The 25,668-nt window shown below is 73.3% G+C and carries 25 protein-coding genes and 1 pseudogene; 13 read left to right on the top strand and 13 right to left on the bottom strand.

Translation table 11 applies throughout. From position 1 onward, the window contains the following. Positions 1-50: 50 nt before the first annotated feature. Positions 51-689: a trimeric intracellular cation channel family protein gene (locus GA0070617_RS09650; RefSeq protein ID WP_091435649.1), complete on the bottom strand. Its 639-nt coding sequence runs from the start codon at positions 687-689 to the stop codon at positions 51-53. A 42-nt stretch (positions 690-731) separates the two neighbouring features. Next, positions 732-950, bottom strand: a complete 219-nt coding sequence (locus GA0070617_RS09645; RefSeq protein ID WP_091435648.1) for a DUF3039 domain-containing protein — start codon at positions 948-950, stop codon at positions 732-734. 89 nt (positions 951-1,039) lie between these two features. On the opposite strand from GA0070617_RS09645, the pseudogene GA0070617_RS09640 reads away from it, so the two are divergent. Both GA0070617_RS09640 and GA0070617_RS09635 read left to right on the top strand, forming a co-directional pair. Next, positions 1,040-1,957 (top strand): annotated as a pseudogene (locus GA0070617_RS09640) (pseudouridine-5'-phosphate glycosidase); the annotation flags it as partial. A 131-nt stretch (positions 1,958-2,088) separates the two neighbouring features. Further along, positions 2,089-2,988, top strand: coding sequence for a carbohydrate kinase family protein (locus tag GA0070617_RS09635; protein ID WP_091435647.1), 900 nt, complete (start codon positions 2,089-2,091; stop codon positions 2,986-2,988). 62 nt (positions 2,989-3,050) lie between these two features. Here GA0070617_RS09635 and GA0070617_RS09630 read toward each other — a convergent pair whose 3' ends face one another. Next, positions 3,051-3,407 (bottom strand): DUF3099 domain-containing protein, encoded by a 357-nt coding sequence (locus GA0070617_RS09630; protein ID WP_091435646.1) that lies wholly within the window; start codon positions 3,405-3,407, stop codon positions 3,051-3,053. 132 nt (positions 3,408-3,539) lie between these two features. Here GA0070617_RS09630 and GA0070617_RS09625 point away from each other — a divergent pair, with 132 nt between their 5' ends. Then, on the top strand, positions 3,540-3,851 hold the full coding sequence (locus GA0070617_RS09625) for a hypothetical protein (RefSeq protein ID WP_175440481.1): 312 nt from the start codon (positions 3,540-3,542) through the stop codon (positions 3,849-3,851). Then, positions 3,841-4,152, top strand: a complete 312-nt coding sequence (locus tag GA0070617_RS09620; protein WP_091446163.1) for a hypothetical protein — start codon at positions 3,841-3,843, stop codon at positions 4,150-4,152. The genes GA0070617_RS09625 and GA0070617_RS09620 overlap by 11 nt, the downstream gene beginning before the upstream one ends. Before the next feature lie 684 nt (positions 4,153-4,836). Here GA0070617_RS09620 and GA0070617_RS09615 read toward each other — a convergent pair. Beyond that, positions 4,837-5,412, bottom strand: coding sequence for an HhH-GPD-type base excision DNA repair protein (locus GA0070617_RS09615; RefSeq protein ID WP_175440480.1), 576 nt, complete (start codon positions 5,410-5,412; stop codon positions 4,837-4,839). Positions 5,413-5,526: 114 nt separating this feature from the next. On the opposite strand from GA0070617_RS09615, the gene GA0070617_RS09610 reads away from it, so the two are divergent. From GA0070617_RS09610 to dtd, 6 genes are all read left to right on the top strand, one after another. Beyond that, positions 5,527-6,099 (top strand): hypothetical protein, encoded by a 573-nt coding sequence (locus tag GA0070617_RS09610; protein ID WP_091435643.1) that lies wholly within the window; start codon positions 5,527-5,529, stop codon positions 6,097-6,099. Between the two features lie 172 nt (positions 6,100-6,271). Beyond that, positions 6,272-7,297 carry an iron ABC transporter substrate-binding protein gene (locus GA0070617_RS09605; RefSeq protein WP_091435642.1) on the top strand — a complete coding sequence of 342 codons (1,026 nt, stop codon included), beginning with the start codon at positions 6,272-6,274 and terminating at the stop codon, positions 7,295-7,297. 50 nt (positions 7,298-7,347) lie between these two features. Then, entirely contained in the window at positions 7,348-8,904 is a 1,557-nt protein-coding gene (locus GA0070617_RS09600) for an ABC transporter permease (protein WP_091446161.1), read from the top strand. Further along, the gene (locus GA0070617_RS09595) at positions 8,901-9,932 is read left to right on the top strand and encodes an ABC transporter ATP-binding protein (protein ID WP_091435641.1); all 1,032 of its coding nucleotides are present in this window, start codon (positions 8,901-8,903) and stop codon (positions 9,930-9,932) included. The genes GA0070617_RS09600 and GA0070617_RS09595 overlap by 4 nt, the downstream gene beginning before the upstream one ends. Positions 9,933-10,105: 173 nt before the next feature. Further along, positions 10,106-11,590 (top strand): DUF7782 domain-containing protein, encoded by a 1,485-nt coding sequence (locus GA0070617_RS09590; protein ID WP_175440479.1) that lies wholly within the window; start codon positions 10,106-10,108, stop codon positions 11,588-11,590. Then, the gene (dtd, locus tag GA0070617_RS09585) at positions 11,590-12,012 is read left to right on the top strand and encodes a D-aminoacyl-tRNA deacylase (RefSeq protein ID WP_091435639.1); all 423 of its coding nucleotides are present in this window, start codon (positions 11,590-11,592) and stop codon (positions 12,010-12,012) included. The genes GA0070617_RS09590 and dtd overlap by 1 nt, the downstream gene beginning before the upstream one ends. A gap of 72 nt (positions 12,013-12,084) precedes the next feature. On the opposite strand, the gene GA0070617_RS09580 is transcribed toward dtd, so the two are convergent. After that, entirely contained in the window at positions 12,085-12,873 is a 789-nt protein-coding gene (locus tag GA0070617_RS09580; protein ID WP_091435638.1) for a sporulation protein, read from the bottom strand. A gap of 294 nt (positions 12,874-13,167) precedes the next feature. Between GA0070617_RS09580 and sigB the strand changes: the two genes are divergently transcribed. Beyond that, on the top strand, positions 13,168-14,157 hold the full coding sequence (gene sigB, locus GA0070617_RS09575; RefSeq protein WP_229688614.1) for an RNA polymerase sigma factor SigB: 990 nt from the start codon (positions 13,168-13,170) through the stop codon (positions 14,155-14,157). A gap of 85 nt (positions 14,158-14,242) precedes the next feature. Next, positions 14,243-14,650 (top strand): VOC family protein, encoded by a 408-nt coding sequence (locus GA0070617_RS09570; protein WP_091435637.1) that lies wholly within the window; start codon positions 14,243-14,245, stop codon positions 14,648-14,650. A 68-nt stretch (positions 14,651-14,718) separates the two neighbouring features. On the opposite strand, the gene GA0070617_RS09565 is transcribed toward GA0070617_RS09570, so the two are convergent. Genes GA0070617_RS09565 through GA0070617_RS09555 form a run of 3 tightly spaced genes read right to left on the bottom strand, consistent with a single transcriptional unit; the run spans position 14,719 to position 19,391 of the window. Continuing rightward, positions 14,719-17,280, bottom strand: coding sequence for a bifunctional acetate--CoA ligase family protein/GNAT family N-acetyltransferase (locus tag GA0070617_RS09565; RefSeq protein WP_373868421.1), 2,562 nt, complete (start codon positions 17,278-17,280; stop codon positions 14,719-14,721). Positions 17,281-17,299: 19 nt separating this feature from the next. After that, positions 17,300-18,481, bottom strand: coding sequence for an acetoin utilization protein AcuC (locus GA0070617_RS09560; RefSeq protein WP_091435636.1), 1,182 nt, complete (start codon positions 18,479-18,481; stop codon positions 17,300-17,302). Positions 18,482-18,530: 49 nt separating this feature from the next. After that, complete coding sequence (locus GA0070617_RS09555; RefSeq protein ID WP_091435635.1) at positions 18,531-19,391, bottom strand: sulfurtransferase; 861 nt, start codon at positions 19,389-19,391, stop codon at positions 18,531-18,533. Positions 19,392-19,506: 115 nt separating this feature from the next. Between GA0070617_RS09555 and GA0070617_RS09550 the strand changes: the two genes are divergently transcribed. Further along, positions 19,507-20,193 (top strand): iron-dependent transcriptional repressor DtxR, encoded by a 687-nt coding sequence (locus GA0070617_RS09550; protein WP_091435634.1) that lies wholly within the window; start codon positions 19,507-19,509, stop codon positions 20,191-20,193. A 117-nt stretch (positions 20,194-20,310) separates the two neighbouring features. Here the strand turns inward: GA0070617_RS09550 and GA0070617_RS09545 are convergent, their stop codons facing one another. The 5 genes from GA0070617_RS09545 to GA0070617_RS32375 form a co-directional block, all read right to left on the bottom strand. Next, the gene (locus GA0070617_RS09545; RefSeq protein WP_091435633.1) at positions 20,311-20,865 is read right to left on the bottom strand and encodes a hypothetical protein; all 555 of its coding nucleotides are present in this window, start codon (positions 20,863-20,865) and stop codon (positions 20,311-20,313) included. A gap of 124 nt (positions 20,866-20,989) precedes the next feature. Continuing rightward, the gene (locus tag GA0070617_RS09540; RefSeq protein WP_091446155.1) at positions 20,990-21,232 is read right to left on the bottom strand and encodes a DUF5522 domain-containing protein; all 243 of its coding nucleotides are present in this window, start codon (positions 21,230-21,232) and stop codon (positions 20,990-20,992) included. 237 nt (positions 21,233-21,469) lie between these two features. Next, entirely contained in the window at positions 21,470-22,300 is an 831-nt protein-coding gene (locus GA0070617_RS09535) for a class I SAM-dependent DNA methyltransferase (protein WP_229688613.1), read from the bottom strand. Between the two features lie 127 nt (positions 22,301-22,427). Beyond that, on the bottom strand, positions 22,428-23,363 hold the full coding sequence (locus GA0070617_RS09525) for a DUF2332 domain-containing protein (protein ID WP_091435632.1): 936 nt from the start codon (positions 23,361-23,363) through the stop codon (positions 22,428-22,430). A 68-nt stretch (positions 23,364-23,431) separates the two neighbouring features. Beyond that, positions 23,432-25,636, bottom strand: a complete 2,205-nt coding sequence (locus tag GA0070617_RS32375) for a TSCPD domain-containing protein (protein ID WP_373868426.1) — start codon at positions 25,634-25,636, stop codon at positions 23,432-23,434. Positions 25,637-25,668 lie beyond the last annotated feature (32 nt).

The raw sequence follows: 25,668 nt of genomic DNA, 5'->3' as shown, positions 1-25,668 counted from the left end.
CCGGCGCCCACGGTGGCCGTGCCGGTCCGCGGGTCGGGTCGGGTCGCCGGTCAGGTGGGGCCGGTGCTCGGTGGACGGAGCATTGCCACCGGGGCGGACCAGCGACGGCGCAACGCGATCAGGCGGAGGCCGAAGACCAGCAGCGTCGCCACGGTGAGCGGGACCGCTCCGGCCCGGTCGAGCAGATCCAGCACGACCACGGCGACCGCGCCGGCCAGCGCGGCCACCGCGTAGATCTCCCGGCGCAGCACCACCGGGATCTCGCCGGTGAGCAGATCCCGGCCGAGTCCGCCACCGATCGCGGTGAGCATGCCGATCACGCAGGCGCCGACCGCCGGCACCTGGGCCTCCAGGGCCTTGACCGTACCGGTGACGGTGAACAGACCCAGGCCGGCGGCGTCCAGCACCAGCACGGTGGTGCGGAGCCGGGCGAGCTGCGGGTGCAGCCAGAACACGGCGACGGCGGTCAGCGCGGCGGTGGCGGCGTACCGCCAGTCGGCGAAGGCCAACGGCGGAACCTCACCGATGGCCAGATCGCGGAAGATCCCACCGCCGAGGGCGGCGACGAAGCCGACGAAGACGACCCCGAACAGGTCGAGCCGTTTGGCCACCGCGGCGGAGGCACCGGAGGCGGCGAAGACGGCCACCCCGGTCAGGTCGGCCAGAAGCAGGGCGGTGGAGGTGCTCACAGCGCCGAAGATTACGCGGGCGGCCTGGTGGGCCGCCCCGCGTCACTCACCCCAGGAGTCGTAGATCTCCTTGCACTTGGGGCAGACCGGCGAGCCGGGTTTGGCGGCCTTTGTCACCGGAAACGTCTCTCCGCAGAGAGCGATGACGAAGGTGCCCATGACGGCACTCTCGGCGATCTTCTCCTTCCGGACGTAGTGGAACATCTCCGGACCGGTGTCGGCGTCCTTCAGCTCTGGACGTTCGAGAACCTCTGTGCTCACGTGTACACCTCCAACCTTTCCAGTCTGGCAGGTCACCCCGGTCGGGTCCACCACAGGTGGACCCGACGGCACGCCGTAACGTACCTGAAATGACCGACTTTCAGCTTCGTTTCGGTGCCGAGGTGGCCGACGCCCTGCGCTCCCGGCGGCCGGTCGTAGCCCTGGAGAGCACCATCGTCTCGCACGGCCTCCCCCGCCCGGACAACCTGCGCGTGGCCAGGGAGATCGAACAGGCCGTCCGGGACGCCGGGGCGGTGCCGGCGACCATCGGCATGGTCGCCGGGGAACTCGTGGTGGGACTCGACGACACCCAGTTGACCCGGCTCGCCACCGCCGACGGGGTGACGAAACTCTCCGTACGCGATCTGGCGGTGGCGGCGGCGATCCGCGCGGACGGTGCCACCACCGTCGCCGCGACCAGTGCGGTGGCCACCGCCGCCGGCATCGGGGTCTTCGCCACCGGCGGCCTCGGCGGGGTGCACCGGGACGCGGCCCAGACCTTCGACGAGTCCGCCGACCTGGTCACCCTGGCCCGTACCCCGATCGCGGTGGTCTGCGCCGGGGTCAAGTCGATCCTCGACGTCGGGGCGACCCTGGAGCGGCTGGAGACCCTCGGGGTGGGTGTGGTCGGCTACCGCACCCACCGGTTCCCGGGTTTCTTCGTCACCGACGGGGGCTTCGACCTGGACTGGGCGGCGGACTCACCGGAGCAGGTGGCCGACATCATCGCCGCCCGCGCCGAGCACGGAGTGCACCACGGCGGGCTGATCGTGGCCAACCCGCTCCCCGCCGACGAGCAACTCGACCCGGCCCTGCACGACCGCACGCTTGCCGACGGGTTGGCGACGCTGGCCCGCGACGGGATCACCGGCAAGGCGGTGACGCCGTTCCTGCTGGCCCACTTCCACTCCGCCACCGCCGGGGCGAGCCTGGCGGTCAACGTCCGGATCATCCTGCGCAACGCCGACCTCGCCGCCCGGATCGCGGTCGCCGCCGCCCGGCAGACCGGCCCCGCCGCCGGCGACGCCCGACGCGATGGCCTTACCGCCGACGACGCCCGACGCGATGGCCTTACCGCCGACGACGCCCGACGCGATGGCCTTACCGCCGACGACGCCCGGCACGCAGGCCAGGGAGCGTGACCGGTCCGGGGCGCGTCCTGGTCGTCGGTGACGTGGTGACCGACGTGGTCGCAATGCTGGCCGGCCCGGTCGCCCCCGGCTCGGACACGCCCGCGGCGATCCGGATGACCGGCGGCGGCCAGGCCGCGAACACCGCCGCCTGGCTGGCCGCCCAGGGCGTACCGGTGACGCTGGTCGCCGCCGTGGGCGCCGACGACGCGGGCCGGGACCGGACGGGCGAGCTGACCCGGGGCGGCGTGGTCTGTGCGGTCGAGTCGCACCGCGACGCGGCCACCGGCACGGTGATCGTGCTGGCCGGCGCGGACGAGCGGACCATGGTCACCGAGCGGGGGGCAAACCTGCTGCTGAGCCCGGGGCACGTCGAGCGGGCGGTCGCTGCGGCGCCGGACGCCCGGCACCTGCACCTGTCCGGGTACCCGCTGTTGGACGCCGCCTCCCGGCCGGCCGGGCTGCGCGCGCTGGCCGTGGCGCGCGAGCGCGGTCTGACCACCAGCGTCGACGCGGCCTCCGCGGCCCCGCTGCGGCAGGTCGGGGCGGAGGCCTTCCTGACCTGGGTACGCGACGTGGACCTGCTGCTGGTAAACGCCGACGAGGCGACGGCGCTGGCCGGTGGTACGGAGCCGGCGGCGCAGGCCCGGACGCTGTCCGGGTGGGTCCGGCGGGTGGTGGTGAAGCGGGGTGCGGCCGGGGCGCTCTGGGCCGATCGGGACGTGACGGTCGACGGGCCGGCGGCACCCCAGGTGCCGGTGGTCGACGTCACCGGTGCCGGCGACGCGTTCGCCGCCGGCCTGCTGGCCGCCTGGCTGACCGGGGAGCCGGTGCCGGCGGCGCTGGAGCGGGCCGGAGCGCTCGGCGCGGCGGCGGTCGGCACCCCCGGCGCCCGGCCGCCCGGCTGAGGCCGACCACCCGACCGGGCCCACCGCGCCCGGTCCACCCGGCCGCCGTTCCGGCCGGTCGGTCAGGGCTCGACTTCGATGATCTTGTGCGGGTGTTCCTCGGCGGTGAGAGTCCGCGGCGCGGCCTCCTCGCGGGCCCGACGCTGGAACCGGTTGGCCAGCCGGTGCTGCTCCTTGGGTGGGCGATCGTTGGCCAGCAGCACCGCCAGCCACGGGACGAGGACCATCCCGACGCCGCAGAGCGGCAGCCAGAGCCAGAGCAGCGGGGCCTCCACCCCGACCAGGACGGCCCCGGCGACCACACAGGCCACCCGGAAGATCATCATCACCACGTAGCGCCGCTGGCGACTGGTGAGCTGGTCGCCCTGGCTGCGTGAGGCATCGGTGATCAGGATCGGCTGGTACGCCGGACGCTTCACACGGTCCTCCTCGACGGAATCGGTTTCATTCTGTCACCGCTGTCCACCCCTGCGCGAACATCGAGGCGGCAGTCACCGTCTCCCGCCATTTCGCCCAGAGCCGCGTGTTACGTACGTGGTACGCTCCGCCCTGTGGGCGACCGGTTCAGCTTCACCGCCGAGGCGTTGGCCAACCTGCGGGTCTACGACGTCACGCCGGGCGAGGTCTGGGCGGCGCTGCACAGCGGCAGACGGGTCATCCGACACCTGGGCGACGACGTGATGGTGGTCTACGCCGCGACCCGTCCGGGACGACGACTGGCCGTGCTGCTGGCCGAGGCCGACGGCACCGACAACGACTGGGACATCCTCTCCGCCCGCGAGCTGAGCGACGTCGAGGCGAAACGCTACGACGAGGCGGTCCGGAGAACACGCCGACGAGGAGGCAGTGGCCATGCACCGTGACGACGCGTTGAAGCAGTTCCACAGCGGCGACGACCGGCTCGCCGAGCTGATCGACGACCAAGCGCCGAGCGAACTGCCCGCCCCCGACACCGACGTGCCGATGGTCAGCCGTTCGGTCCGGCTACCCCTGGAGACCTACGAGCGGGTCCGGGTCGCCGCCGACGACCGGGGCATCGGCGTGACCACGCTGATGCGCCAGTGGATCGAGGCTGGCCTGGCCGACCTGGACGACTCCGCGACGGTCTCGCTGGCCGACGTGCGCCGCGCCCTGGCCACGCTCGCCCACCCCACCGCCGCCTGACCCAGGCCGCCTGACCCAGGCCGCCTGACCCAGGCCGCCTGACCCAGGCCGCCGGACCTCACCGCCGGACCCCACCGCCGCCGGACCCCACCGCAACCCTGACCCAGGCCGCCGGAACCCACCGCCCGGACCTCACCGCAGCCTGATCCCACCGCGGCCTGACTCCACCGCCGCCTGACTCCACCGCCGCCGCACTTCAGCGGCGCTCGCCCCGAGCGGAAGATCTGGCCCGCCCCGGTCGCCACAACCAACGCTGACTGTGCGACTTGCCGGGTCTTCCCGAAGGTGGTGGGCTGACAGCTGGTAGCAGCAGAGCGACTCCAAACCTGACTGGCCCGCCGAACGCCCCAACTCCCGCCCTGATGCGCGTTGCCCTCTCCGCACTCGCCTGGAATGTAGATCTTGGACACTTACCGTCCAAATAGAACGGTAAGTGTCCAAGATTCACTTTGGGGCCCGCTTCGGTGGCGAACGAGGGGAGGGGGGCGGTGGGGGTGGGTGGGTGGGTGGGTGGGTGGGCGGGGAATAGGTTGGTTGCGGCGATTTGGGCTATTTTAGGCTTCGAGGCATCTGCACCAGGCACGGTGATGTGGAAGATCTGATCGGCGCCGCAGTTGTCGCCGGCACGGAACTGGGTGCTGCGGGACAACGGTGGCCGCTGACGGCACCGGGCCGATCGGCAGGTCAGCCCTTTGCGGCCTTCGCCGCCGCCTTGAGCTGCTTCTTGTGCTCGCGTACCCGGGTCAGTGACGCGCCGTCGGTGATGTCGGCCACCGACCGGTACGCGTCGGCGTCGCCGTAGTCACCGGCGGCCTCCCGCCAGCCGGCGGGCTGGACGTCGTACCGCTTGCCGAGCAGGGCGAGAAAGATCTGCGCCTTCTGCCGGCCGAAGCCGGGCAGGTCGGCGATCCGGGCCAGCAGTTCCCGCCCGTCGGCCACCTGCGCCCAGAGCCGGGTCGGGTCGCCGTCGTACCGGTCGACCAGTACCCGGCAGACCTCCTGCACCCGGGCGGCCATCGCCTTCGGGAACCGGTGCAGCGCGGGTGGCCGGGCGAAGACCGCGACCAGCGCCTCCGGGTCGTATCCGGCCAGTTCCCGGGCGTCCGGGGCGTGCCCGAGCCGCTCGGCGAGCACGTACGGTGAGGTGAACGCCTTCTCCAGCGGGATCTGCTGGTCCAGGGTCATGCCGACCAGCAGGGCCAACGGGTCCCGGTTGAGCAGGTCGTTCGCGGCCGGGTCGATCGGCAGGGAGAGCGCCATGTCGACCATGCTGCCACCCCGCCGATCGGCGGACCCGCCACACCCCGGATGAACAATGCGGGTCCGCCCTGCGTAGAGCCGCTGTCCGACTCCCCGACAAGCAGCGAGAAACAGATGCCACCGACACCCGGTACAGGCTCCGGCTCCCCAGCCGCGCCCGAGGACACACCGCCGGCTTCCGCACCCCTGGACCCCCTGGCGGCGGCCAAACAGCGGCGGGACCAGCTTGCCGCGCTGCTGCCGCACCTGGAACTCGACACCGCCGACGCGCTCAACGACCTCCCGCAGGCCGATCAGCTCCGGATCGCCGATCATCCCGCCGTACGGGAGGGGCTCTCCTTCCTCGCCCGCAACGAGCACAAGATCCAGGCCTGGTGGGCGACGCTCGAACGGCAGCCGGCGTCCGCCGCCGCCCAGCTGCGGTGGTCAGCCGGGAACGCTCTCCACCAGCAGACGATGGACCAGCTGAGTTCCCTGGTAAGGGCGGAGATCGACCGGCTGGCCGGTGCGCAACACCCGCCCTCGGCGACGGCGGTTACGGCACCGTACGCGCGGGCCACACTGCCGGCCGCCGACAACACCATCGGGTCGGGCCGGTCATCAGCCACCCGGCCCGCCGGATCCACCGGTCCGGGCAACGGCCGGCAGGGGACCCGTCCGGGGCCCGCAGCGCCGTCGCCAGGCTGATCGGCGGAACCGGACCGGCGCGACGGAGTGACCCGGACCTCAGACCACAGCGGGCGGCAGTGAGGTTAGGCAGTGCTAACTTCATTCCCGTCACCTGGGCGGATGTCGTCCGGGAGCCGCAACGAAGGAGCGTCTCGTCGTGCCCATCCCCCTCCGCAGGGCCACCGCGACCATGATCGCCGCCGGGTTACTCTCCGTCGGTCTGGTCGCCTGCGGCGCCGAGGACGAGGCAGGCACCGAGACGGGTGCCGCCGGCGACAAGCAGATCACCGTCTACAGCGGGCGCAACGAGCAGCTGGTCAAGCCGCTGCTGGAGAAGTTCACCGCGCAGACCGGGATCGCCGTGCAGGCCCGCTACGCCAGCACCGCCCAGCTCGCCGCCCAGCTGGTCGAGGAGGGTGACCGCTCCCCCGCCGACGTCTTCCTGGCCCAGGACGCCGGCGCGCTCGGCGCGGTCTCCAAGCGGGAGATGTTCACCGCGCTGCCCGCCGCGACGGTGGACAAGGTGCCGGCCACCTACCGGGCCGGCAACAGCCACTGGGTCGGCGTGAGCGCCCGGGCCCGGGTACTGGCCTACAACGCCGACAAGGTCACCGAGGCGGAGCTGCCCGCGTCGGTGTTCGAGCTGACCGACCCGAAGTGGAAGGGCAAGGTCGGGGTGGCCCCGACCAACGCCTCGTTCCAGGCGTTCGTCACCGCGATCACGGTGCAGCACGGCGAGGCCCGGGCCAAGGAGTTCCTGGCCGGGCTGAAGGCCAACGACCCGCAGATCCGCGACGGCAACGGCAAGATCCTCGAAGACGTCATCGCCGGCACCGTCCCGGTGGGTCTGATCAACCACTACTACCTCGGCGAGGTCGCCAAGGAGCAGGGGGCCACGGTCGACTCGCTCAAGGCCAAGCTGCACTTCTTCGCCGGTGGGGACACCGGTGGGCTGGTCAACGTCGCTGGGGTGGGTGTGCTGAAGCGGGCCGCCGACAACCCGGACGCGCAGGCCTTCGTGGACTACCTGCTCGGCCCGGAGGCGCAGGCGTACTTCGCCGAGCAGACCTTCGAGTACCCGGTGGTCGACGGCGTCACCGGCCCGGCCGGGGTGCCCGCGCTGGCCGAGCTGCAGGTGCCGCAGATCGACCTGAACGACCTCGACGGGTTGGAGTCCACGATCACGCTGATCAAGGATTCGGGGCTCGTACCCTGACCACCCCGACCGTCGCCCCCGCAGGGCCGGACCGCCGAGGCGGCCCGGCCCTGTCCGGCGTACCGGGGAGGTGGCGGCGGTGGGCGCCGCGGCCGGCGCTGCTCGCGGCCTCGACCGCCGCGGTGGCCGTGGCCGCCGTCCCGCTCACCTATCTCGCGGTACGCACCGCCGAGGCCGGGTGGGAGCGGATCGTCGCGGAGGTCTGGACCAGCCGGGTCGGCTGGCTGTCCCTGCGCAGCCTGGGCCTGGCCGCCGTGGTCACCGTGGCCTGCGTGCTGCTCGGCGTCGGCTCGGCGTACCTGGTCACCCGGACCGACCTGCCCGGTCGGCGGGTCTTCGCGGTGCTGGCCGCGCTGCCGCTGGCGGTGCCCACCTACATCGCCGCCTTCGCCTGGGTCTCCACCGTCGACGGGCTGGCCGGATTCTGGCCGGCGGCGCTGGTGCTCACCCTCTGCTCGTACCCGTATGTCTTCCTGCCGGTCGCGGCGGCGCTGCGCGGCGCGGACCCGGCCCAGGAGGAGGTCTCCCGGTCGCTGGGGCGGGGCGGCTGGCGGACCTTCACCGAGGTGACCCTGCGCCAGATCCGGCCGGCCACCGCCGCCGGCGCGCTGCTGGTCGCCCTCTACGTGCTCTCCGACTTCGGCGCGGTCTCCATCCTGCGGACCGACACCTTCACCCGGGCCGTCTTCGTCGCCTTCGACCTCGGCTTCGACCGGACCGGCGCGCTGGTGCTCTCCAGCGTGCTGGTGCTGCTGACCCTGCTGCTGCTGACCGGGGAGACGGTCACCCGACGGCGCGGCGCCCGGTACGCCCGGCTCGGTGGCGCCCGCCGGCCGGTGGTCCGGTCGCGCCTCGGCGCGGCCCGGTGGCCGGCGATGGCCGTCCTGCTGGCCGTGGCGGCGCTGGCCTTCGGGGTGCCGGCGGTCAGCCTGGCCCGGCGGCTGTTCGCCGGGGTGTCCCGGCCCGGCGCGCTGGCCGAGGTGGCGGTCGCGGCCGGGAACTCGCTCTGGTTGTCGCTGGCCGGCGCGGGGTTGACCATGCTGCTGGCGCTGCCGCTGGGGCTGCTCACCGCCCGCGCCCCCGGGCCGCTGACCACGCTGCTGGACCGGACGGCGTACCTGTCGCACGCCCTGCCCGGGGTGGTGGTCGGGCTGTCGCTGATCTTCTTCGGGATCAACGTCGCCTACCCGCTGTACCAGACGACGTGGCTGCTGGCGCTCGCGTACGCCACGCTGTTCCTGCCGCTGGCGGTGGGTGCGGTCGCCGGTGCCGCCGCCCAGGCCCCGCCCGGCCTGGAGGAGGTGGCCCGTTCGCTGGGCCGCAGCCCCTGGGACGTGCTGCGCACGGTCACCCTGCCGCTCACCCTGCCCGGCATCGGCGCCGGTGCCGCACTGGTCTTCCTCACCGGTATGAAGGAACTTCCCGCCACCCTGCTGCTGCGGCCCACCGGGGTCGACACGCTGGCCACCGAGCTGTGGACCAGTACGGCCGTCGGCGCGCACGCCGCCGCCGCCCCGTACGCCGCACTGCTGGTGGTCATCTCGGCGCTACCCACCTGGCTGCTGGTGGCCCGCAGCGGCCTGCTCGACAAGGAGGATCGGCGATGAGCGAGGTCGTGCTGACCGGCGTCGTCAAACGGTACGGCCCGGTCACCGCGCTCGACGGGGTGGACCTGAGGGTGCCCGCCGGCGAGCTGACCGCCGTGCTGGGCCCGTCCGGGTGCGGCAAGACCACGTTGCTGCGCTGCCTGGCCGGCTTCGAACGCCTCGACGACGGCGAGATCCGGCTCGACGGCCGGCCGGTGGCCGGTGGCGGCCGGCACCTGCCGACGCACCGCCGCCGGATCGCCGTGGTGCCGCAGGAGGGTGCCCTCTTCCCGCACCTGAGCGTGGCCGCGAACATCGGCTACGGCCTGGACCGGGCCGCCCGGCGCGGTGACCGGGTGGACGAGGTGCTGACCCTGGTCGGGCTGGCCGGCTACGGCGACCGGATGCCGCACCAGCTCTCCGGCGGACAGCAGCAGCGGGTGGCGGTGGCCCGGGCACTGGCCCCCCGGCCGTCGCTGGTGCTGCTCGACGAACCGTTCAGCGCCCTCGACGCCGGGCTGCGCGCCGGGCTGCGCCACGACATCCGGGCGGCGCTGCGCGCCGACGGGGCGACCGCGGTGCTGGTCACCCACGACCAGGGCGAGGCGCTGTCGGTGGCCGACCGGGTGGTGGTGCTGCGCGCCGGCCGGGTGGTGCAGGCCGACACCCCGACCACCATCTACCGGGAACCCGCCGACCCGTGGGTGGCCGGCTTCGTCGGCGACGCGGTGCTGCTGTCCGCGGTCGCCGACGGAGGTCGGGCCCGGACCGCGCTCGGCCCGATCCCGATCGCCGGGGCGGCACCGTCCGGGGCGGTCACCGTCCTGGTCCGCCCGGAACAGGTACGCATCCTGCCGGCCCCGCGCACGGACACCGTCCCGGCGACGGTGCTGCGGCACGACTTCCACGGCCACGACGCGCTGGTGGGGCTCCGGCTGGCCGACGGCACCCGGGTCACCGCCCGGATCCTCGACGACGCGAGCACCGCACCGGTCGGCACCGACGTGGCGGTACGGGTCGACGGCACCGCCCGCGCCTGGCCCGCCTGAGCCCGGGTTCCCTGCCGAGGGCCAACGTCCACCGCACCAACCGCAGCCGGGTCAGACCGGTCCGGGCGGTCGACCGAGGTAGTACCGAGGGATAGCCGGTCGGCACCGGGCACCGCTGATCCGCCGGCGTGGGCGGTGCCGGGTGCCCGGCGCGGGGAGGGCAGGATGTCCAGGTGGACGAAGATGACATGCTGCTCTCCCCGGCCGGCGTCGAGGCGCTCCGGGCCGCGCTGACCGGGGCCGGCTACACCGTCGCCGGGATCGCCGACCGGCTCGGCACGGCGGCCACCGCCGGCGTGGCCCGCAACGACTTCCGGGCCGCGCTGCGGGCCACCGAGGACCGCGACCCGCTGGCCACCCTGATCCGGCTGTTCGTCTGCGAGCAGACCGAACCGGAACCGGCCGTCACCGCCGCCCTCGCCCCGCTCCCGCTGGCCGAGGCGCTCGCCGCCGGCCTGGTCGAACGGCACGGCGACGGCCTGCGGATGGGCCTGGACCTGGAACCGTACGCCGACGACTGGTGGTTGCTCTCCGACGTGCCGGCCAGCGCCCGGCCCGGTCAGCCGCTGCCCGCCGAGCACGTGCTGGGCGTCGGCGGGGCTACCCAGACGCTTACCGGCGCGACCCTGCGGCGGCCGGTGGAGACCGCGCTGGACCTGGGCACCGGCTCCGGGGCGCAGGCGCTGCACCTGGCCGGGCACGCCCGCCGGGTCACCGCGACCGACGTGTCGGCGCGGGCGCTGCGGTTCGCCGCGACCACCGCCGCGCTCAACGGCCAGGACTGGGAGCTGCTCCGGGGTGACCTGGTCGCCCCGGTCGCCGGCCGACGCTTCGACCTGGTGGTGAGCAACCCGCCGTTCGTGGTCGGCCCCGGCACCACCACCCACGTGTACCGGGACTCCGGCCGGGTCGGCGACGCCGTCGGCGCGGAGCTGGCCGCCGCCGCACCCGGCCTGCTCAACCCGGGCGGCACCATGCAGTACCTGGCCAACTGGGTGCACGTCAGCGGCCAGGACTGGGGCGAACGGGTGGCCGACTGGTTCACCGGCACCGGACTGGACGCCTGGGTCATCCAGCGGGAGGTGGCCGACCCGATGGCGTACGTCAACCTGTGGCTGGCCGACGTCGGCGAGACCGCCGACCCGCAGCGGGCCGCCGCCTGGCTGGACTGGTTCGACGCCCACCAGGTGGAGGCGATCGGGTTCGGCCTCGTGTCGCTGCGGAGAGGTGGTCACGACGATCCGGTGGTCCGGGTCGAGGACCTGCGCCAGCGGGTGCAGCCGCCGCTGGGCGACCAGGTGGCCGCCTGGTTCGACCGGCAGGACTTCCTCCGGGTACGCGACACCGAGGCGCTGCTCGCCGAGCGCTACCGGGCGGCCGAGGGGCTCCAGCTGCGGCAGGAGGCGACCATGGGTGCCGACGGCTGGGAGGTGGACCGGCAGGTCCTGGTGCAGCCGCACGGGTTGCGTTGGAGCGAGGAGATCGATCCGCTGGTGCTGGCGCTGGTCGGTGGCGCCGACGGGCGGCTGCCGTTGCGCGACCAGCTCGCCCTGCTCGCCGCCGCGCACGACGTCGCCGAGTCCGAACTCGCCGAGGCGGCCGGCCCGATCGTGGCGCACCTGGTGGAGCGGGGCCTCATCGAGCCGGTGCCGGCCTGATGCGGGCGCTGGTGCAGACGGTCGGCCGGGCCAGCGTCACGGTCGACGGCGAGGTCGTCGGCGAGGTCACCGACGGCCTGCTGGTACTGCTCGGGGTGACCCACACCGACACCGCGCAGCTGGCCCAGACGATGGCCCGCAAGGTCCACGAGCTGCGGATCCTGGACGACGAACGCAGTGCCGCCGACACCGGTGCGCCGATCCTGGTGGTCAGCCAGTTCACTCTCTACGGTGACGCCCGCAAGGGCCGCCGACCGAGTTGGACGGCGGCGGCCCCCGCCGAGCGGGCCGAACCACTGGTCACCGAGTTCGTCGAGGCGCTGCGTGGCCGGGGCGCACCGGTGCGGACCGGCCGGTTCCGCGCGCACATGCTGGTGGAGAGCGTCAACGTCGGCCCGCGTACCCTCCTGCTCGACCTCTGATCCCGGCTGCCGGTGCCTCGCCGGCGGCGGACCCGAGCCCGGGACACCCGACGACGGCGGACCCGGGCCGGGTCAGGAGAACAGGCCGCGGCGTTGGATGGACTGCCGCAGCCAGCCGTCGAGCTGCGCCGCCCAGTCGACCCGGTCCAGCGTGGCGTGGTCCACGGTGAACCGGCCGAACGCGTCGCGCCCCTCGGTGAAGAGCCCACCCCGCTTGTCGATCTCCAGCACCACCTGGGTCTGGCCCGGGTCGGCGATGAAGGTCACCTCAAGCTGGTTGATCGCCGCGGCGTACTGCGGCGCCGGGTAGAACTCGATCTCCTGGTAGAAGGGCAGACTCTGGCGTACCCCGTAGATGTGACCACGTTCCACGTCGGCGCGGGCGAACCGGAAGCCCAGCCGCAGCAGCGCCTCCAGCAGCCGCTCCTGCGCCGGCAGCGGATGCACCGACACCGGGTCCAGGTCACCGGAGTCGACCGCCCGCGCCACCTCCAGTTCGGTACGCAACCCCATCGTCATGCCGTGCAGGTACTGCCCGTACAACGTGGTCAGCGGGGTCTCCCAGGGCACCGCGAAGCGGAACGGGATGTCGTAGCGCTGCCCCGCCGCCAGCTGGAACGGGCCGGTCACCTGCTGGCGCTGGAACTCCTGGTTGGTCTGGTACTCGTTGTCGCCGCTCTCCACCTCGACCCGGGTGAGCAGGCCGAGGGCGACGTACTCCACGTCGACCTGGTGGTCGCCGCCGACGACCTGGATCCGGCCCTGAAGCTCCCCGCCGGGACGGCAGTTCGGGTTGGCCAGAACGGTCTCCACCGACGGACCGCCCACCCCCATCGCCTGCATGAGCCGCTTGAAGACCATGACGCCCTCCGTTGCCTGTGCACCGTCTGCCGATGGCGACCCTCGATGACCGCCGCTGGCACGGTAACCGACACACACAACCCTTCGACCAGCAACAACGTACGGACCCCGGTGGATGGCCGGTCGACCTTACCGGCACGTACGGTGACGGTGTGACCGGCTTCGTCGAGCCGATTCTGTCGGTTCCCCGATCGCCTCACTCCCGTTTCACGTCCCGCCCGCCAAGCTGGGTGTCACCGGCGCCACTTCGTGGTCCGGCACGCGGCACAGAGTCGACGCGGGGAGACGACAGAGATGGTCCAGCAGATGATCGAGCAGCAGCACGGCCCGACCGCCGACACCCTCACCGACCTGGACGCCACCGACGAGCGGGGCGTCTCCACCGACCTGGTCCGGGCGTACCTCAACGGCATCGGCCGCAAGAAGCTGCTCACCGCGGCGCAGGAGGTCGACCTGGCCCGGCGGATCGAGGCGGGGCTGTTCGCCGAGGAGAAGCTGACCACCTGCACGCCGGTCTCGGTGGAGCTGCAGGCCGACCTGGCGCTGGTCGCCGCCGAGGGCCGGGCCGCCAAGGACCACCTGTTGGAGGCCAACCTCCGCCTGGTGGTGAGCATCGCCAAGCGGTACACCGGTCGTGGGATGGCCTTCCTCGACCTCATCCAGGAAGGCAACCTCGGCCTCATCCGCGCCGTCGAGAAGTTCGACTACACCAAGGGCTACAAGTTCTCCACCTACGCCACCTGGTGGATCCGCCAGGCCATCACCCGCGCCATGGCCGACCAGGCCCGCACCATCCGCATCCCCGTCCACATGGTCGAGCAGGTCAACCGGATGGTCCGGGCCCGGCGGGAGCTGTCGGTCTCGCTGGGCCGGGAGCCCACCGTCAGCGAGGTGGCCGTCGCGATGGGCGTGCCCGAGTTCCAGGTGATCGAGCTGATCTCGTACGACCGGGAGCCGGTCAGCCTGGACCAGGCCGTCGGCGAGGACGGCGAGAGCGCGCTCGGTGACTTCGTCGCCGCCGCCCCCCGCGACGAGCCGGGTGAGAGCGCCACCGGCGGCGAGCTGCGCGCCGAGGTCAGCGTGGTGCTGGCCACCCTCAGCCAGCGCGAGCAGGCGGTGATCCGGCTGCGCTTCGGCCTGGACGACGGCCGGCAGCGCACCCTGGACGAGGTGGGCCGGGAGTTCGGCCTCTCCCGGGAGCGGATCCGGCAGATCGAGAAGGTCACCCTGCTCAAGCTGCGGGCCCCCGAGCGGGCCCAGCGCCTGGAGGCGTACGCCTGCTGAACGACCCGACACGACGGGGCTCCGGTGGTTCACCGGGGTCCCGTTTCGTCGTTACGCTACGGGGTCACCGACTCGGAAGGACATCATGAACTGGACCCTGGAAGTGGTGGTGGTACCGGTCTCCGACCTCGACCGGTCCAAGGCGTTCTACGCCGACCGGCTCGGTTTCCACGTCGACCACGACACCCGGATCAACGACCAGGTACGCCTCATCCAGCTCACCCCACCCGGCTCCGGTTGCTCGATCGTCATCGGCCACGGCGCCGTGCCGGAGATGCCACCCGGCTCGTTCAAGGGCCTGCAGCTGGTCGTGGCCGATCTGCACCGGGCCCGCGCCGAGCTGGTCGAGCGGGGTGTCGAGGTCAGCGAGGTCCAGATCCTCGGCGAGAACCCACACCCGGTGCCGAACCCGCTGGACAACGTCGGTTTCGTCTTCTTCGCCGATCCCGACGGCAACTCCTGGGCGGTGCAGCAGATCTCCAGCCGGGGCTGAGCTGAGCGCGGTGTTTGCAGGGGCCCCTTCCTATCGCGAAAGCGATAGGAAGGGGCCCTTCCTTACCGTCAGAGGCGGCGGGGGCCGGTGTCGGGGCGGGCGGCGGCCGAGCCGATCCGGACCGTGGCGTGCAGGACCGAGAGGCCGTCCGGGCGGGCCAGCACCGGATTGAGCGTCAGCGACCGGATCCGGGGCTGGTCGTCGGCGAGCCGACCGACCCGCAGCAGCAGGTCGGCCAGGGCCGCCCGGTCCACCGGCGCGGCACCCCGGTGCCCCCGCAACAACGGGGCCGCCCGGGGTTCGTCGACCAGTTCGGCGGCGTCGGAGCCGGTCAGCGGCAGCGCCCGCCAGGCCCGGTCGCCGAGCAGTTCGGTGGCCACCCCGCCCAGCCCGAAGCCGACCACCGGCCCGAACGCCGGATCCTCCACCAGCTCCACCACGCAGGGCACCCCGGGCGCCACCATCGCCTGGACCAGGACCTCCGCGCCGAAGACCGCCGACATCTCCGCGTACGCCCGGCGCAGCGCCGCCGCGTCGGCCAGGTCGAGCCGGACCGCGCCGAGATCCAACCGGTGCCGCAGTCCGGCGGCGGCGGCCTTGATCGTCACCGGGTAGCCGACCCGGTCGGCGGCCTCGGCGGCCTCCTCGGCCGAGCGCGCCGGCACCGAGGCGACCAGCTCGATGCCGTACGCGGCGAGCAGTGCACCGGTCGGATCCGCCCCGTCGGCCCGGATCGCCGCCTCCCCCGCGGCACTGTCCACCCCGGACAGCTCCGGCGGTACACCCGGGTCCCGGCGCAGCCACCGCGCGTACCGGGTGACCCGGGCCAGCGCCCGTACCGCCTCCTCGACGCTGCCGTACGCCGGCACCCCGGCCGGCGGTCGACCGGCCAGAAACGTCGCGACGGTCGGTTTGCCGGCGGCCGAGGCGACCGGCAGGGCGGCGACGACGTCGCTGTCCACCTCGGTGTGCTGCCCCGGCAACGGCGGGGCGAAGACCGCCACCAGGGCGTCGACCCGCTCGTCGGCGGCCGCATCGGCAAGCGCGACGGCGAACTCCGCCGCCCCGGCCGCCGGTCCGACGTCGCACGGGTAACCGGCGGCGACGGTCAGCCCCTGCGCGACGCAGGCGGTGGCCGCCAGCCCGGTCAACGCCGACGAGTTGCCCACCACGGCGACCCGTGCCCCGGCCGGCAACGGCTGGTCGGCCAGGAGGACCCCGACGTCGAGCAACTCGGCGACGGTGTCGACCCGGATCACCCCGGACTGGGCGAAGAGCGCGCTGACCGCCTCGGTGTCCAGCCCTGGTGACTCGTCCACCCCGGGTGGCCGGGCCGGTGAGGCCAGGGCCACCACCGGCTTGCTCCGGCCGATCCGCCGAGCCAGCCGGGCGAACTTGCGCGGGTTACCGAACGTCTCCAGATACAGCATGATCACGTCGGTACGGGGATCGTCCTGCCAGTACTGCAGCAGGTCGTTGCCGGAGACGTCGGCCCGGTTGCCGGCCGAGACGAAACTGGACAGGCCGAGCCCGCGCCGGGAGGCCTCGGCCAGCAACGCCACCCCGAACGCGCCGGACTGGCTGAAGATCCCCACCGGGCCGGCGGCGGGCAGGACAGGCGCGAGCGTGGCGTTGAGGCGTACCGTCGGGTCGGTGTTGGCCACGCCCAGGCAGTTCGGGCCGACCACCCGCATGCCCGCCGCGTGCGCCGCCCGGACCAGGCCCCGCTGCGCCGCCGCGCCGGCCGGCCCGGCCTCGGCGAACCCGGCGGAGATCACCACCAGGGCGTGCGCCCCGGCGGCGGCCGCGTCGGCGACCACCGCCCGCGCCGCCTCCGGTGGCACCGCCACCACCGCCAGGTCGACCGGCACCCCGGCGTCGACCGCCGACGGGTACGCCGGCAGCCCCGCCACGGTGGACGCCGCCGGATGCACCGGCACGATCGCGCCCGGAAACCCGCCGTCGCGCAGGTGCCCCAGCACCGCCGCGCCCACCCCCTGCCCGGTGGCGCTGGCACCGTAGACGGCCACCCCACGCGGTGCGAGCAGCCGGGCCACGGAACGGGACTCGGTACGCTGCTCCCGACCACGCTGGACCTCCAGGGTCTGCTCGGTCGGGGCGATCGGAAAACTGAGGTGCACCACCCCGTCGGCGAACTGCCGTCGGACCTGGTAACCGAAGTCGGCGAAGACCCGCAACATGGTGCCGTTGGCGGGCAGCACCTCGGCGACGAAACTGGTCACGCCGACCCGGCGGGCCGCGTCGGCGAGATGCTCCAGCAGCACCGAGCCGATCCCCCGCCCCTGGAAGGCGTCCTCCACCACGAACGCCACCTCGGCCTGCGGGGCCTGCGGGCCGAGCCGCTCGTACCGGCCGACCGCCACGATCCGCTCCCCGGCCACCACCACGAACGCCTCCCGGTCGTGGTGGTCGACAGTCACGAACCGCCGCAGGTCCCGCTCCGGGATCCTCGGGTACGGCGAGAAGTAGCGCAGGTAGCGGGTGCGCTCGGAGAACCGCGAGTGCATCGCCACGATCCCCGCCGCGTCCTGCGGCTCGATCTGCCGCAACTGGACGGTGGTGCCGTCGCTGAGCAGGACATCCACCGGTTGCACCGACACGCTCACCACCGGTCCTCCCCAGGCCCGGTCAGTCGCGCGGATCGTGTGGATCGAGCCCCAGCAGCGGGAACACCGCCCGACGGGTGGCCGCGACCGCCCGGTCCACCGCGCTCGGCTCCCCGGTCGGCTGCCACGGCACGTACTCCGGGTCGACGTCGTCGGTCATCCGCAACGGCACCTCCCGACCCGGCCGGCGGGCGGCGGCCAGCTCCCGCCAGCCCAGCGGGGTCAGCGCCGCCGGGTCCAACGGCTCACCGGTGGCCACCGCGAGCAGATGCGTCCAGGCCCGGGGCACCACCTCGACGAGGGCGTACCCGCCACCGCCGGTGGCCACCCACCGACCGTCGCAGAGCTCGTCGGCAAGCGCCCGCAACGCCCGGTAGGTGGCACGTTGGCCGTCCACCGACAGGTGCAGGTCGGCCAGCGGGTCTAGCCGGTGGGCGTCCGCGCCGCACTGGGTGACCAGCAACTGCGGCCGGAACGCCCGCAGCACCGAGGGCACGACCGCGTGGAACGCCCGCTGCCAGCCGGCGTCGTCGACCCCCGGTGGCAGCGGCAGGTTGACCGCCGTACCGGCCGCCCCCGGCCCGCCGGTCTCGTCGGGGAACCCGGTGCCCGGGAACAACGCCAACGGGGTCTCGTGCAGGCTGACAGTGAGCACCCGGGGGTCGTCCCAGAAGATCTGCTGGACGCCGTCGCCGTGGTGCACGTCGACGTCGACGTAGGCGATCCGCTGCGCGCCGAGGTCGAGCAGCCGGGCGATGGCCACCGCCGGGTCGTTGTAGACGCAGAACCCGGCGGCCCGCGCCGACATGGCGTGGTGCAGCCCACCGGCCACGTTGACCGCGCGCCGGGCCTCGCCCCGCCAGACCGCCTCGGCGGCGGCCACCGTGGCCCCGGCGATCAACGCGCTGGACTCGTGCATCCCGGCGAAGACCGGGTTGTCCGAGGTGCCCAGCCCGAAACCGGCGAAGAGCGGGTCCCGCGGCGCGACGCGTACCGCGTCCAGGTAGTCCGGCTCGTGCACCAGGGTGAGCAGGGCGTCGTCCGCCGGCTCCGGCTTGACCAGCCGTACCCCGGGCCGGTCCAGGACGCCGAACTCGCGGGCGAGCGCGATGGTCAGCTCGACCCGGACCGGGTCGAGCGGATGGTCACCCAGGTCGTAGGCGAGCAGGGCCTCGTCCCACACCACCACCGTGTCGTCGGCCATGGGCCCATGGTCGCACGACGGCGGCTGCGGGCCCGGTCACCGGCCCCGCTCAACCGGCGGGTGTCTCCCCGGTGGCCACCGGCCGCGCCGGATCGGCCACCCAGTTGCTCCACGACCCCACGTACAGGGCGGCGTCGTGCCGCCCGGCCAGGTGCAGGGCGAGCACCGCCTGCGCGGCGGTCACCCCCGACCCGCAGTACGCCCCGACCGTCCGCCCGTCGACCACCCCCGCCGCGGCCAACCGGTCCCGGAGCACCTCCGCCGCCGGGTACCGACCGGCGGCGTCGACGAGCCGCGTCGCGGGCAGGTTCACCGCACCCGGGACGTGCCCGGCCACCGGATCGACCGGCTCGTGCTCCCCCCGGTAGCGGGGCGCGGCCCGCACGTCGAGCAGCACCCCGGCGGCCTCGCCCGCCAGGCGGGCCGCCCCGTCGGCGTCGATCACCGGCAGGGCCCCCGGGGCGACCACGATGTCACCGGGTGCCGGCGTCGCCGGCTCGGTCGAGGTGGGCAGCCCCGCCGCCAGCCAGGCCGCCCAGCCACCGTGCAGCACCCGGACCGGCAGGTGGCCGGCCCACCGCAGCGTCCACCAGGCCCGCGCGGCGGCCAACCCGTCGCCGCCGTCGTACACCACCACCTGACCACCGGTGCGGACCCCGGCCGCCCGCAGCACGGCCTGCAGGCCGGCCACCTCGGGCAGCGGGTGCCGGCCGGCGGGGCCCGGTGGGCCGCACAGCTCGGCGTCCAGGTCGACGAAGACGGCACCGGGCAGGTGGCCGGCGGCGTGGTCGGCCCGCCCGGACGGGCCGGTCAGCCGCCAGCGCACGTCCAGCAGCGTGGGCGGATGCGGACCGGCGAGCTCGGTGGCGAGCCGGTCGGCCTCGACGAGTGGGCTCTGCGAATCGGACACGCCGACCAGTCAACACCATGGGGGTACCGATCCCGCAGCTCGTCGGTGTCTCGCGGCTCGTCGGCGGTCGATCGGCGTTACTCAAGGTAGCATCGGCCTCCGGGAGGCCGCTGACGTGAAGCATGACCTGGTCGACACGACCGAGATGTACCTGCGCACCATCCTCGAGCTCGAAGAGGAAGGTGTGCCACCGCTACGCGCCCGGATCGCCGAACGGCTCCGGCAGAGCGGCCCCACGGTGAGCCAGACGGTGGCCCGGATGGAACGTGACGGGCTACTCACCGTCGAGGGCGACCGGCACCTGACCCTCACCGCGCTCGGCCGCGGCATGGCGGTCGCCGTCATGCGCAAGCACCGCCTCGCCGAGCTGCTGCTGGTAAACGTGATCGGCATGCCCTACGAGGAGGCCCACGAAGAGGCCTGCCGGTGGGAGCACGTGATGAGCGACGCGGTCGAGAAGCGGGTGTACGACCTGCTCAACCGGCCCACCCGGTCGCCGTACGGCAATCCGATCCCCGGCCTGGAGGAGTTGGGCCGACCGGAGCAGCCCGCCGCCGACGTGGCGGAGACCGAGCGCAACCTCGCCTTCCCCGGGCTCGCCGGCCAGGTGGTGGTCCGGCGGATCTGTGAGAGCGTGCAGACCGACTCCGACGTGCTGCGGCAGTTGCACGCCGCCGGCGTCGACCCGGGTGCCACCGTCACCGTGGCCCAGGAACGCGACGGGGTCTCCATCGACCGCTCCGGCGATCGGGTCCGGCTGCCCCGCGAGGTCGCCTCCCGGGTCTTCGTCGCCGCCGGCTGACCGCTAGCTCCTCGCCGCACACCGACTGGCCACTGGATCTTCACCGCCGCGTGCCCGGGGTGTGAGACGGGTACCCCTCTCGACCGGATGCGTTAACAAGGGGCCCTTCCTTGCGCCTCAGTTGGTGGGGGTGAGGTCGACGGTCCTGGCCAGGTCGGCGAGCCCGGTGGCCAGCTCGTCGGCGGCGCGGTCGGTCTCCGGCGGCAGGGTGCAGCGCAGCACGGCCAGTCGGCCCTTCCCGGCCAACCAGCCCACCTCGGCCGCCGCACCGTCGTCACCGGAGGCCGCGAGCGTACGCCGGTACGCCTGCTCGCCCAGGTCGGTGACCTTCTCCGCCCGGCTCGGCACCACGTCGGCGGTGAACGTCTCCTTGTCCACCGCCGTCTCGCTGACACTGAGCGTCAACTCGGGCAGACTCTCCTGCCCGGTGCGGACCACACACGTCTGGGTGTCGGTACGTTCGCTCGCGGCGGCCACCTCGAACCGGATCCCGGTGTGCTCCTCGATCACCGCGAAGTCCAGCAGCCGGCAGGCACCACCCGCGGCGGCCGCCTCCACCGGGATCGTCACCTGCCCCACCGGCGGCACCGCCACCGGCTCGGCGTCGTCCTTGGCAGCACATCCCGAGACCAGCAGCACCGCTGCCCCGGCGATCCAGACCCGCCCGCGCACTCGCACACCTCCCGACGACGGCCGCCTGCCGACTGTCCGTGCGACACCGTACGGAATCCACCCGCCGGAGGAAAGTCGCCCGGCGGATCGGTCGAACACGTACCGGAAGTGGCCGCCCGGCGGGTCAGTCGGTCACGTAGGGGCAGTGGCGACAGCCACGCCCACAGCAGGTGCCCCGGCGGGCGAGGAAGCCGGCGCTGAGCACGAACAGTCCGCTGCCCGGGTCGAGGTAGCCCGCCTCCCCGGCGGCCAGCGCGGCGGCATGCGCGGCCAGGATCCGCTCCCGGTCCGGGTGCTGCGGCGACAGCCGGGACGGATGCGGCTCGGTCAACGCCCGATCCGCCAACGCCCGCCGCTCTCCCCCCACCCCCAAAGTGTAAGGAAGGGCCCCCTCTTAACGCATATCGTCGAGAGGGGTACCCCGCTCACACCCTGGTGGCTGGGCTCGACCGGTGGCTGGGCTGAACCGGTGGCTGGGCTGAACCGGTGGCTCGCGCTCAACTGGAAGCTCGGCTCGACCGGCGACCGGGCTCGACCGGTGCCCAGGGCTCGACCGGTGGTCAGGCCCAACCGGTGTGGCCAGAGCTCGACCGGTGGTCGGCGCTCACCCGTCGCGTTCGGCCAGGAGGAAGGCCTGGCGGGTGCGTTCGTAGGCCTGCGGTTCGCGCAGCACCCGGGTGGTGACGGTGAACCCGGCGTCACGCAGCTGCCCGGCGATCCGCTCCGGCGGCAACCGGTGCACGTCGTAGCTGACCCGGTGGCCGTACGCCTGCTCCAGCCGGACCCGCTCGTCACCGGCCTTGAAGGCGAGCAGCAGGTGACCGCCCGGCGCGAGCACCCGGTGGAACCCGGCGAAGACGCCGGGCAGCAGGTCCGGCGGCAGGTGGATGATCGAGTACCAGGCGACGATGCCGGCGAGAGAGCCGTCGGGCAGCGTCAGGTCGGTCATCGTGCCCACCTCGAAGCGCAGGTCCGGGTGCTCCCGGCGGGCCACCGCCACCATCTGCGGGGACAGGTCCACGCCGAAGACGTCCAGGCCGGCGTCGCGCAGGAAGCCGGTGACCCGCCCGGGACCGCAGCCGATGTCGGCGACCCGAGGGCCGCCACCGGCCGGACCAGCACCGTCACCTACGCGGCCATCGGCCCCGCCCCGACCGTCAGAGGCCGCCCGACCAGCAGACCCGGACCGACCGTCGGCGCCCACCTGACCATCAGCCCCAGACCGACCGTCGGAGCCCATCTGACCATCAGCCCCGGCCCAACCATCTAAGCCGCCCCGGCCATCGGTACCGGCCCGGACCGTCTCGGCGAAGACGGTGAGCAGGGCCCGGTCCAGCGGTCGTGACGCCAGCTCGTCGCGGAGCAGGTCGGCGTAGTCGACCGCCACCGTGTCGTACGCGGCCCGGGTGATCCCCAGGTGGGTCGGCTCGGTCACGGTGCCCCATGCTGCCCGGCCGGCGCAGCCGGCGCAACGCACCGACCGGCCGGCGCAGCCGGCGCAACGCACGGACCGGCCGGCGTAGCCGGCGCGAGGCGCGGAACGGTCGAGAGCCTGAGTCGCCTCAGGCGAACCAGGTGACCGACTGACCGTGTGAACGGGTCCAGGCCAACGGCGTGCCGTCCAACGCGAGCACGTGGTGCAGGGCACCGTCCGGTGGTCGTGGCAACCCGTCGTACGGCAGCGTCTCCGGGGCCTCGTTCGCGATCCAGTGTCCCGGCAGCCCGCGTACCGTCTCGATGAAGGCCGCCCGGCGCCGAGCCGGCACCTGGTAGAGCACCGAGGTGTGGAAGACCACCAGCGTCGCGTCGGCCGGCGCCTGGGCGGCCAGGGCGGGTAGGTCGTCCACCAGGTCGCCCCGGAGCAGCAGCGGCGGATCCGTCGCGGCGACGGCCGCCGCGGCCCGCAACCGGGCTCGGCGGTGGGTGTGCTCCGGCCAGATCAGCGCGTCGAGCCAGGCGACGTCGGCGGGGTCGGTGACGTCGAGCGGGGTCAGGTCCAGCCCGGCCCGCCACACCACCTCGGGCCGCCGTGCCGGCGGTGACAGGCCGACCGCGGCGCACTCCAGCAGCGGTTCGCCGACGCCTACCAGGTGCTCGCCGTACCGGTAGGCGTACCGGTCGGGATAGAGGCAGAGGCCGGCGGAGGCACCGACCTCCACCAACGCCAGGGGCTGCGGCAACGCGGCGAGCACCGGTAGCAGGGCGGCGCACCGACCGGCTTCGTTGGTCTGGGTCGTCCGGGTACGCAGCTGCGCCTCGACCATTTGCCAGTGCGACAACACCCAGTCGTGGAACGCGACCGGGTCGTCGACCGGGCCGCCGAGCAGCCGGGTGACCCCCAGCAGCAGGTTCGGTTGCCGACTGGCAGCCGGCAGCTGCTCGAGACGGGCGAGCAACTCGTCGTCCCGGGCCACCGCCAGACAGAGTCGTTCGTACGTCGGCGACACCCCGCGCGCCTCCCGGACGGCGAACGTGACGAAGCTGTCTGCGATCGGCATTATTCGATGGTGACACCACCGGCGACCGCCCGACCCCTGGTGGGAGTCGGGCGGTCGCCGGTCGTGGCTCAGCTGCAGCCGCTGGTGGAGCCGCAGCCCTCACAGACGTAGCAGCTACCGGCCGGGCGCATCTTCGTACCGCAGGTGAAGCAGAGCGGTGCGTCGGCGGCCTTGCCGATCACGGCCTCCAGCAGCTCGGTGCTGGAGCCGACCGCCGGCGCCGGCTTGGCGGCGGCGACGTCGGCGGTCTCCAGGGCCGGCTGGGCGATCGGGCCGACCGGCCCGGCCACGTCGGCCTTGGTCTCGGGCGCCTCGACCGGAGCCGAGGCGGCCATGGCGGTGAGGTCGGCGCCACCGGCCTCCGCCTCCGCCTCGGCCCGCAGCTGGGCGGCCCGCTCCTTGGCGGTGAAGATGCCCAGTTCGGCACGGCGGTCGTACGGCAGGAAGTCCAGGGCCAGCCGGCGGAAGATGTAGTCCATCACCGAGGCGGCCATCCGCACGTCCGGGTCGTCGGTCATGCCCGCCGGCTCGAACCGCATGTTGGTGAACTTGCTGACGTACGTCTCCAGCGGGACGCCGTACTGCAGGCCGATGGAGATGGCCACCGAGAAGGCGTCCATCACCCCGGCCAGCGTCGAGCCCTGCTTCGACATCTTGAGGAAGACCTCGCCGAGGCCGTCGTCGGGGTACGACGACGCGGTGAGGTACCCCTCGGCACCGCCGACGGAGAAGCTGACCGTCTGCGACGGGCGCTTCTTCGGCAGCCGCTTGCGCACCGGACGGTACTCGACGACCTTCTCGACGGCCTTCTCCGCCACCGCGGCCTCGACGGCGGCCTCCACCGCCGCCGCGACCACCGCCTTGTTCGGCTTGGCCACCGACAGCGGCTGGCCGACCTTGCAGTTGTCCCGGTAGATCGCCAGCGCCTTCAGGCCGAGCTTCCAGCCCTCGAAGTAGATCTTCTCGACGTCCTCGACGGTCGCCTGCTCCGGCATATTGACCGTGTTGTGGTTCATGATGCCGTTCGCCACGAAGGCGTGGGTCTCCGGCACCGAGAGGTCGTACACCTCCCGCTCACCGGCATCCACCACGGAGTCGACGGGCGAGAAGTGCAGATTGCCGTCCAACACCTGGCGCAGCCATCCCGGCAGTACCACACCGTCGAGGGAGGCCACCCGTTCCACGGTACGACGGGTGACGTGCTGGGTGCGCTTGTCGAGCAGGAACGCGAAGCTCGAACGGTCGCCACGGATGCCGCCCCGGCCCGGCTTTCCGGCCGGAATCAGGTCGTACAGGTCCCGCCCGCTGATGCCGGGCACGACATCCGCCGTCCCCGTGCCGTAGGACTGTGCGAGGTAACGCGCGGCGGCGACCGCCTTCTCCGGCTCCAGGAACGGCACCATGCTCACCAGGAGCTGCCCCTGGTAGCCGGCGGCGTAGACCTCGTCGTACGACTTGCCGTACGCCGGGTTGAACTTGCTCACCCGGCCGTGCACGACACCGAGATTGGTCAACACGGCCTGCAGGTCGTCCAGCAGCGCCGGGCTGTCCAGACAGATCGCCCACTTCGGCGCGGTCGCCGTCGTCACGTACGCGTCGAGCGCCAGCCCGCGCAGGAAGGCCAGCACCATGGCGCGGGGCGAACGCAGCACCGCGTCCGGGATCCGCTTATGGGATGCCCGCGAGCCACAACCGAGTTCCGTCAGGAACTCCACGACCGTCTTGGACGACACGACGACCCCCGGGCACTTGCCGGGTTGGCGGTCGATCCGGGCGGTCAGCCCGAACACCGACTGCCAGGCTGCCTGGATCCGCTCCAGCACCGAGTCGACGGAATTGGTGATGGTGATCGTCCAGTTGCTGCGGCTGGTGTGCCCCTCGGCGGCATAGGCACCGAGCAGCAGCGCCAATTCCTCCGTCATCTCCCCCGGCAGCGTGACCGACCTCTGGTTCCCATAGGACCGGGAGGTCACCACGTCACGCAGGCTCGCCGGGACGGTCGACCACAGGTCGGCGCCGTACTGGGTGGCTACCTGGTCACCCGGCTGAAGCTCGCCCAGGGTCTTCCAGACCAGTCCGCCATCACCGGCGGTGAGCAGTCGGTGCGGGTACGTGCCGGTCACCGAGTGCCCGGAACGGAGCGTGGCAGTCCGCACCGGACGCACGCCGCCGTAGTAGAACGCGTCGGTCTTACGGTCACCGTCCAGGGAGGAGATCTTCAGGAACTCCGACCGGAAGGTGTCCTCCGCCTCGCCCTGGTAGAGACTGCCCATCCGGACGAGCCCGTCCCCGGAGGCCACCAGGG

It is taken from the genome of Micromonospora yangpuensis, from assembly GCF_900091615.1.
In the GTDB taxonomy this organism is placed as follows: domain Bacteria; phylum Actinomycetota; class Actinomycetes; order Mycobacteriales; family Micromonosporaceae; genus Micromonospora; species Micromonospora yangpuensis.
Note: the sequence above shows the minus strand (reverse complement) of the source record. Positions and strands in the feature narration are given on the sequence as shown.

Excerpts from the sequence above, each read along its gene's own strand:
- GA0070617_RS32375 (WP_373868426.1), bottom strand. The coding sequence starts at position 25,636 with ATGGGCAGTCTCTACCAGGGCGAGGCGGAGGACACCTTCCGGTCGGAG.
- GA0070617_RS09525 (WP_091435632.1), bottom strand. The coding sequence starts at position 23,363 with ATGCCGATCGCAGACAGCTTCGTCACGTTCGCCGTCCGGGAGGCGCGC.
- dtd (WP_091435639.1), top strand. The coding sequence starts at position 11,590 with ATGCGGGCGCTGGTGCAGACGGTCGGCCGGGCCAGCGTCACGGTCGAC.
- GA0070617_RS09580 (WP_091435638.1), bottom strand. The coding sequence starts at position 12,873 with ATGGTCTTCAAGCGGCTCATGCAGGCGATGGGGGTGGGCGGTCCGTCG.
- GA0070617_RS09595 (WP_091435641.1), top strand. The coding sequence starts at position 8,901 with ATGAGCGAGGTCGTGCTGACCGGCGTCGTCAAACGGTACGGCCCGGTC.
- sigB (WP_229688614.1), top strand. The coding sequence starts at position 13,168 with ATGGTCCAGCAGATGATCGAGCAGCAGCACGGCCCGACCGCCGACACC.
- GA0070617_RS09610 (WP_091435643.1), top strand. The coding sequence starts at position 5,527 with ATGCCACCGACACCCGGTACAGGCTCCGGCTCCCCAGCCGCGCCCGAG.
- GA0070617_RS09615 (WP_175440480.1), bottom strand. The coding sequence starts at position 5,412 with ATGGCGCTCTCCCTGCCGATCGACCCGGCCGCGAACGACCTGCTCAAC.
- GA0070617_RS09605 (WP_091435642.1), top strand. The coding sequence starts at position 6,272 with ATGATCGCCGCCGGGTTACTCTCCGTCGGTCTGGTCGCCTGCGGCGCC.
- GA0070617_RS09570 (WP_091435637.1), top strand. The coding sequence starts at position 14,243 with ATGAACTGGACCCTGGAAGTGGTGGTGGTACCGGTCTCCGACCTCGAC.
- GA0070617_RS09560 (WP_091435636.1), bottom strand. The coding sequence starts at position 18,481 with ATGGCCGACGACACGGTGGTGGTGTGGGACGAGGCCCTGCTCGCCTAC.
- GA0070617_RS09620 (WP_091446163.1), top strand. The coding sequence starts at position 3,841 with ATGCACCGTGACGACGCGTTGAAGCAGTTCCACAGCGGCGACGACCGG.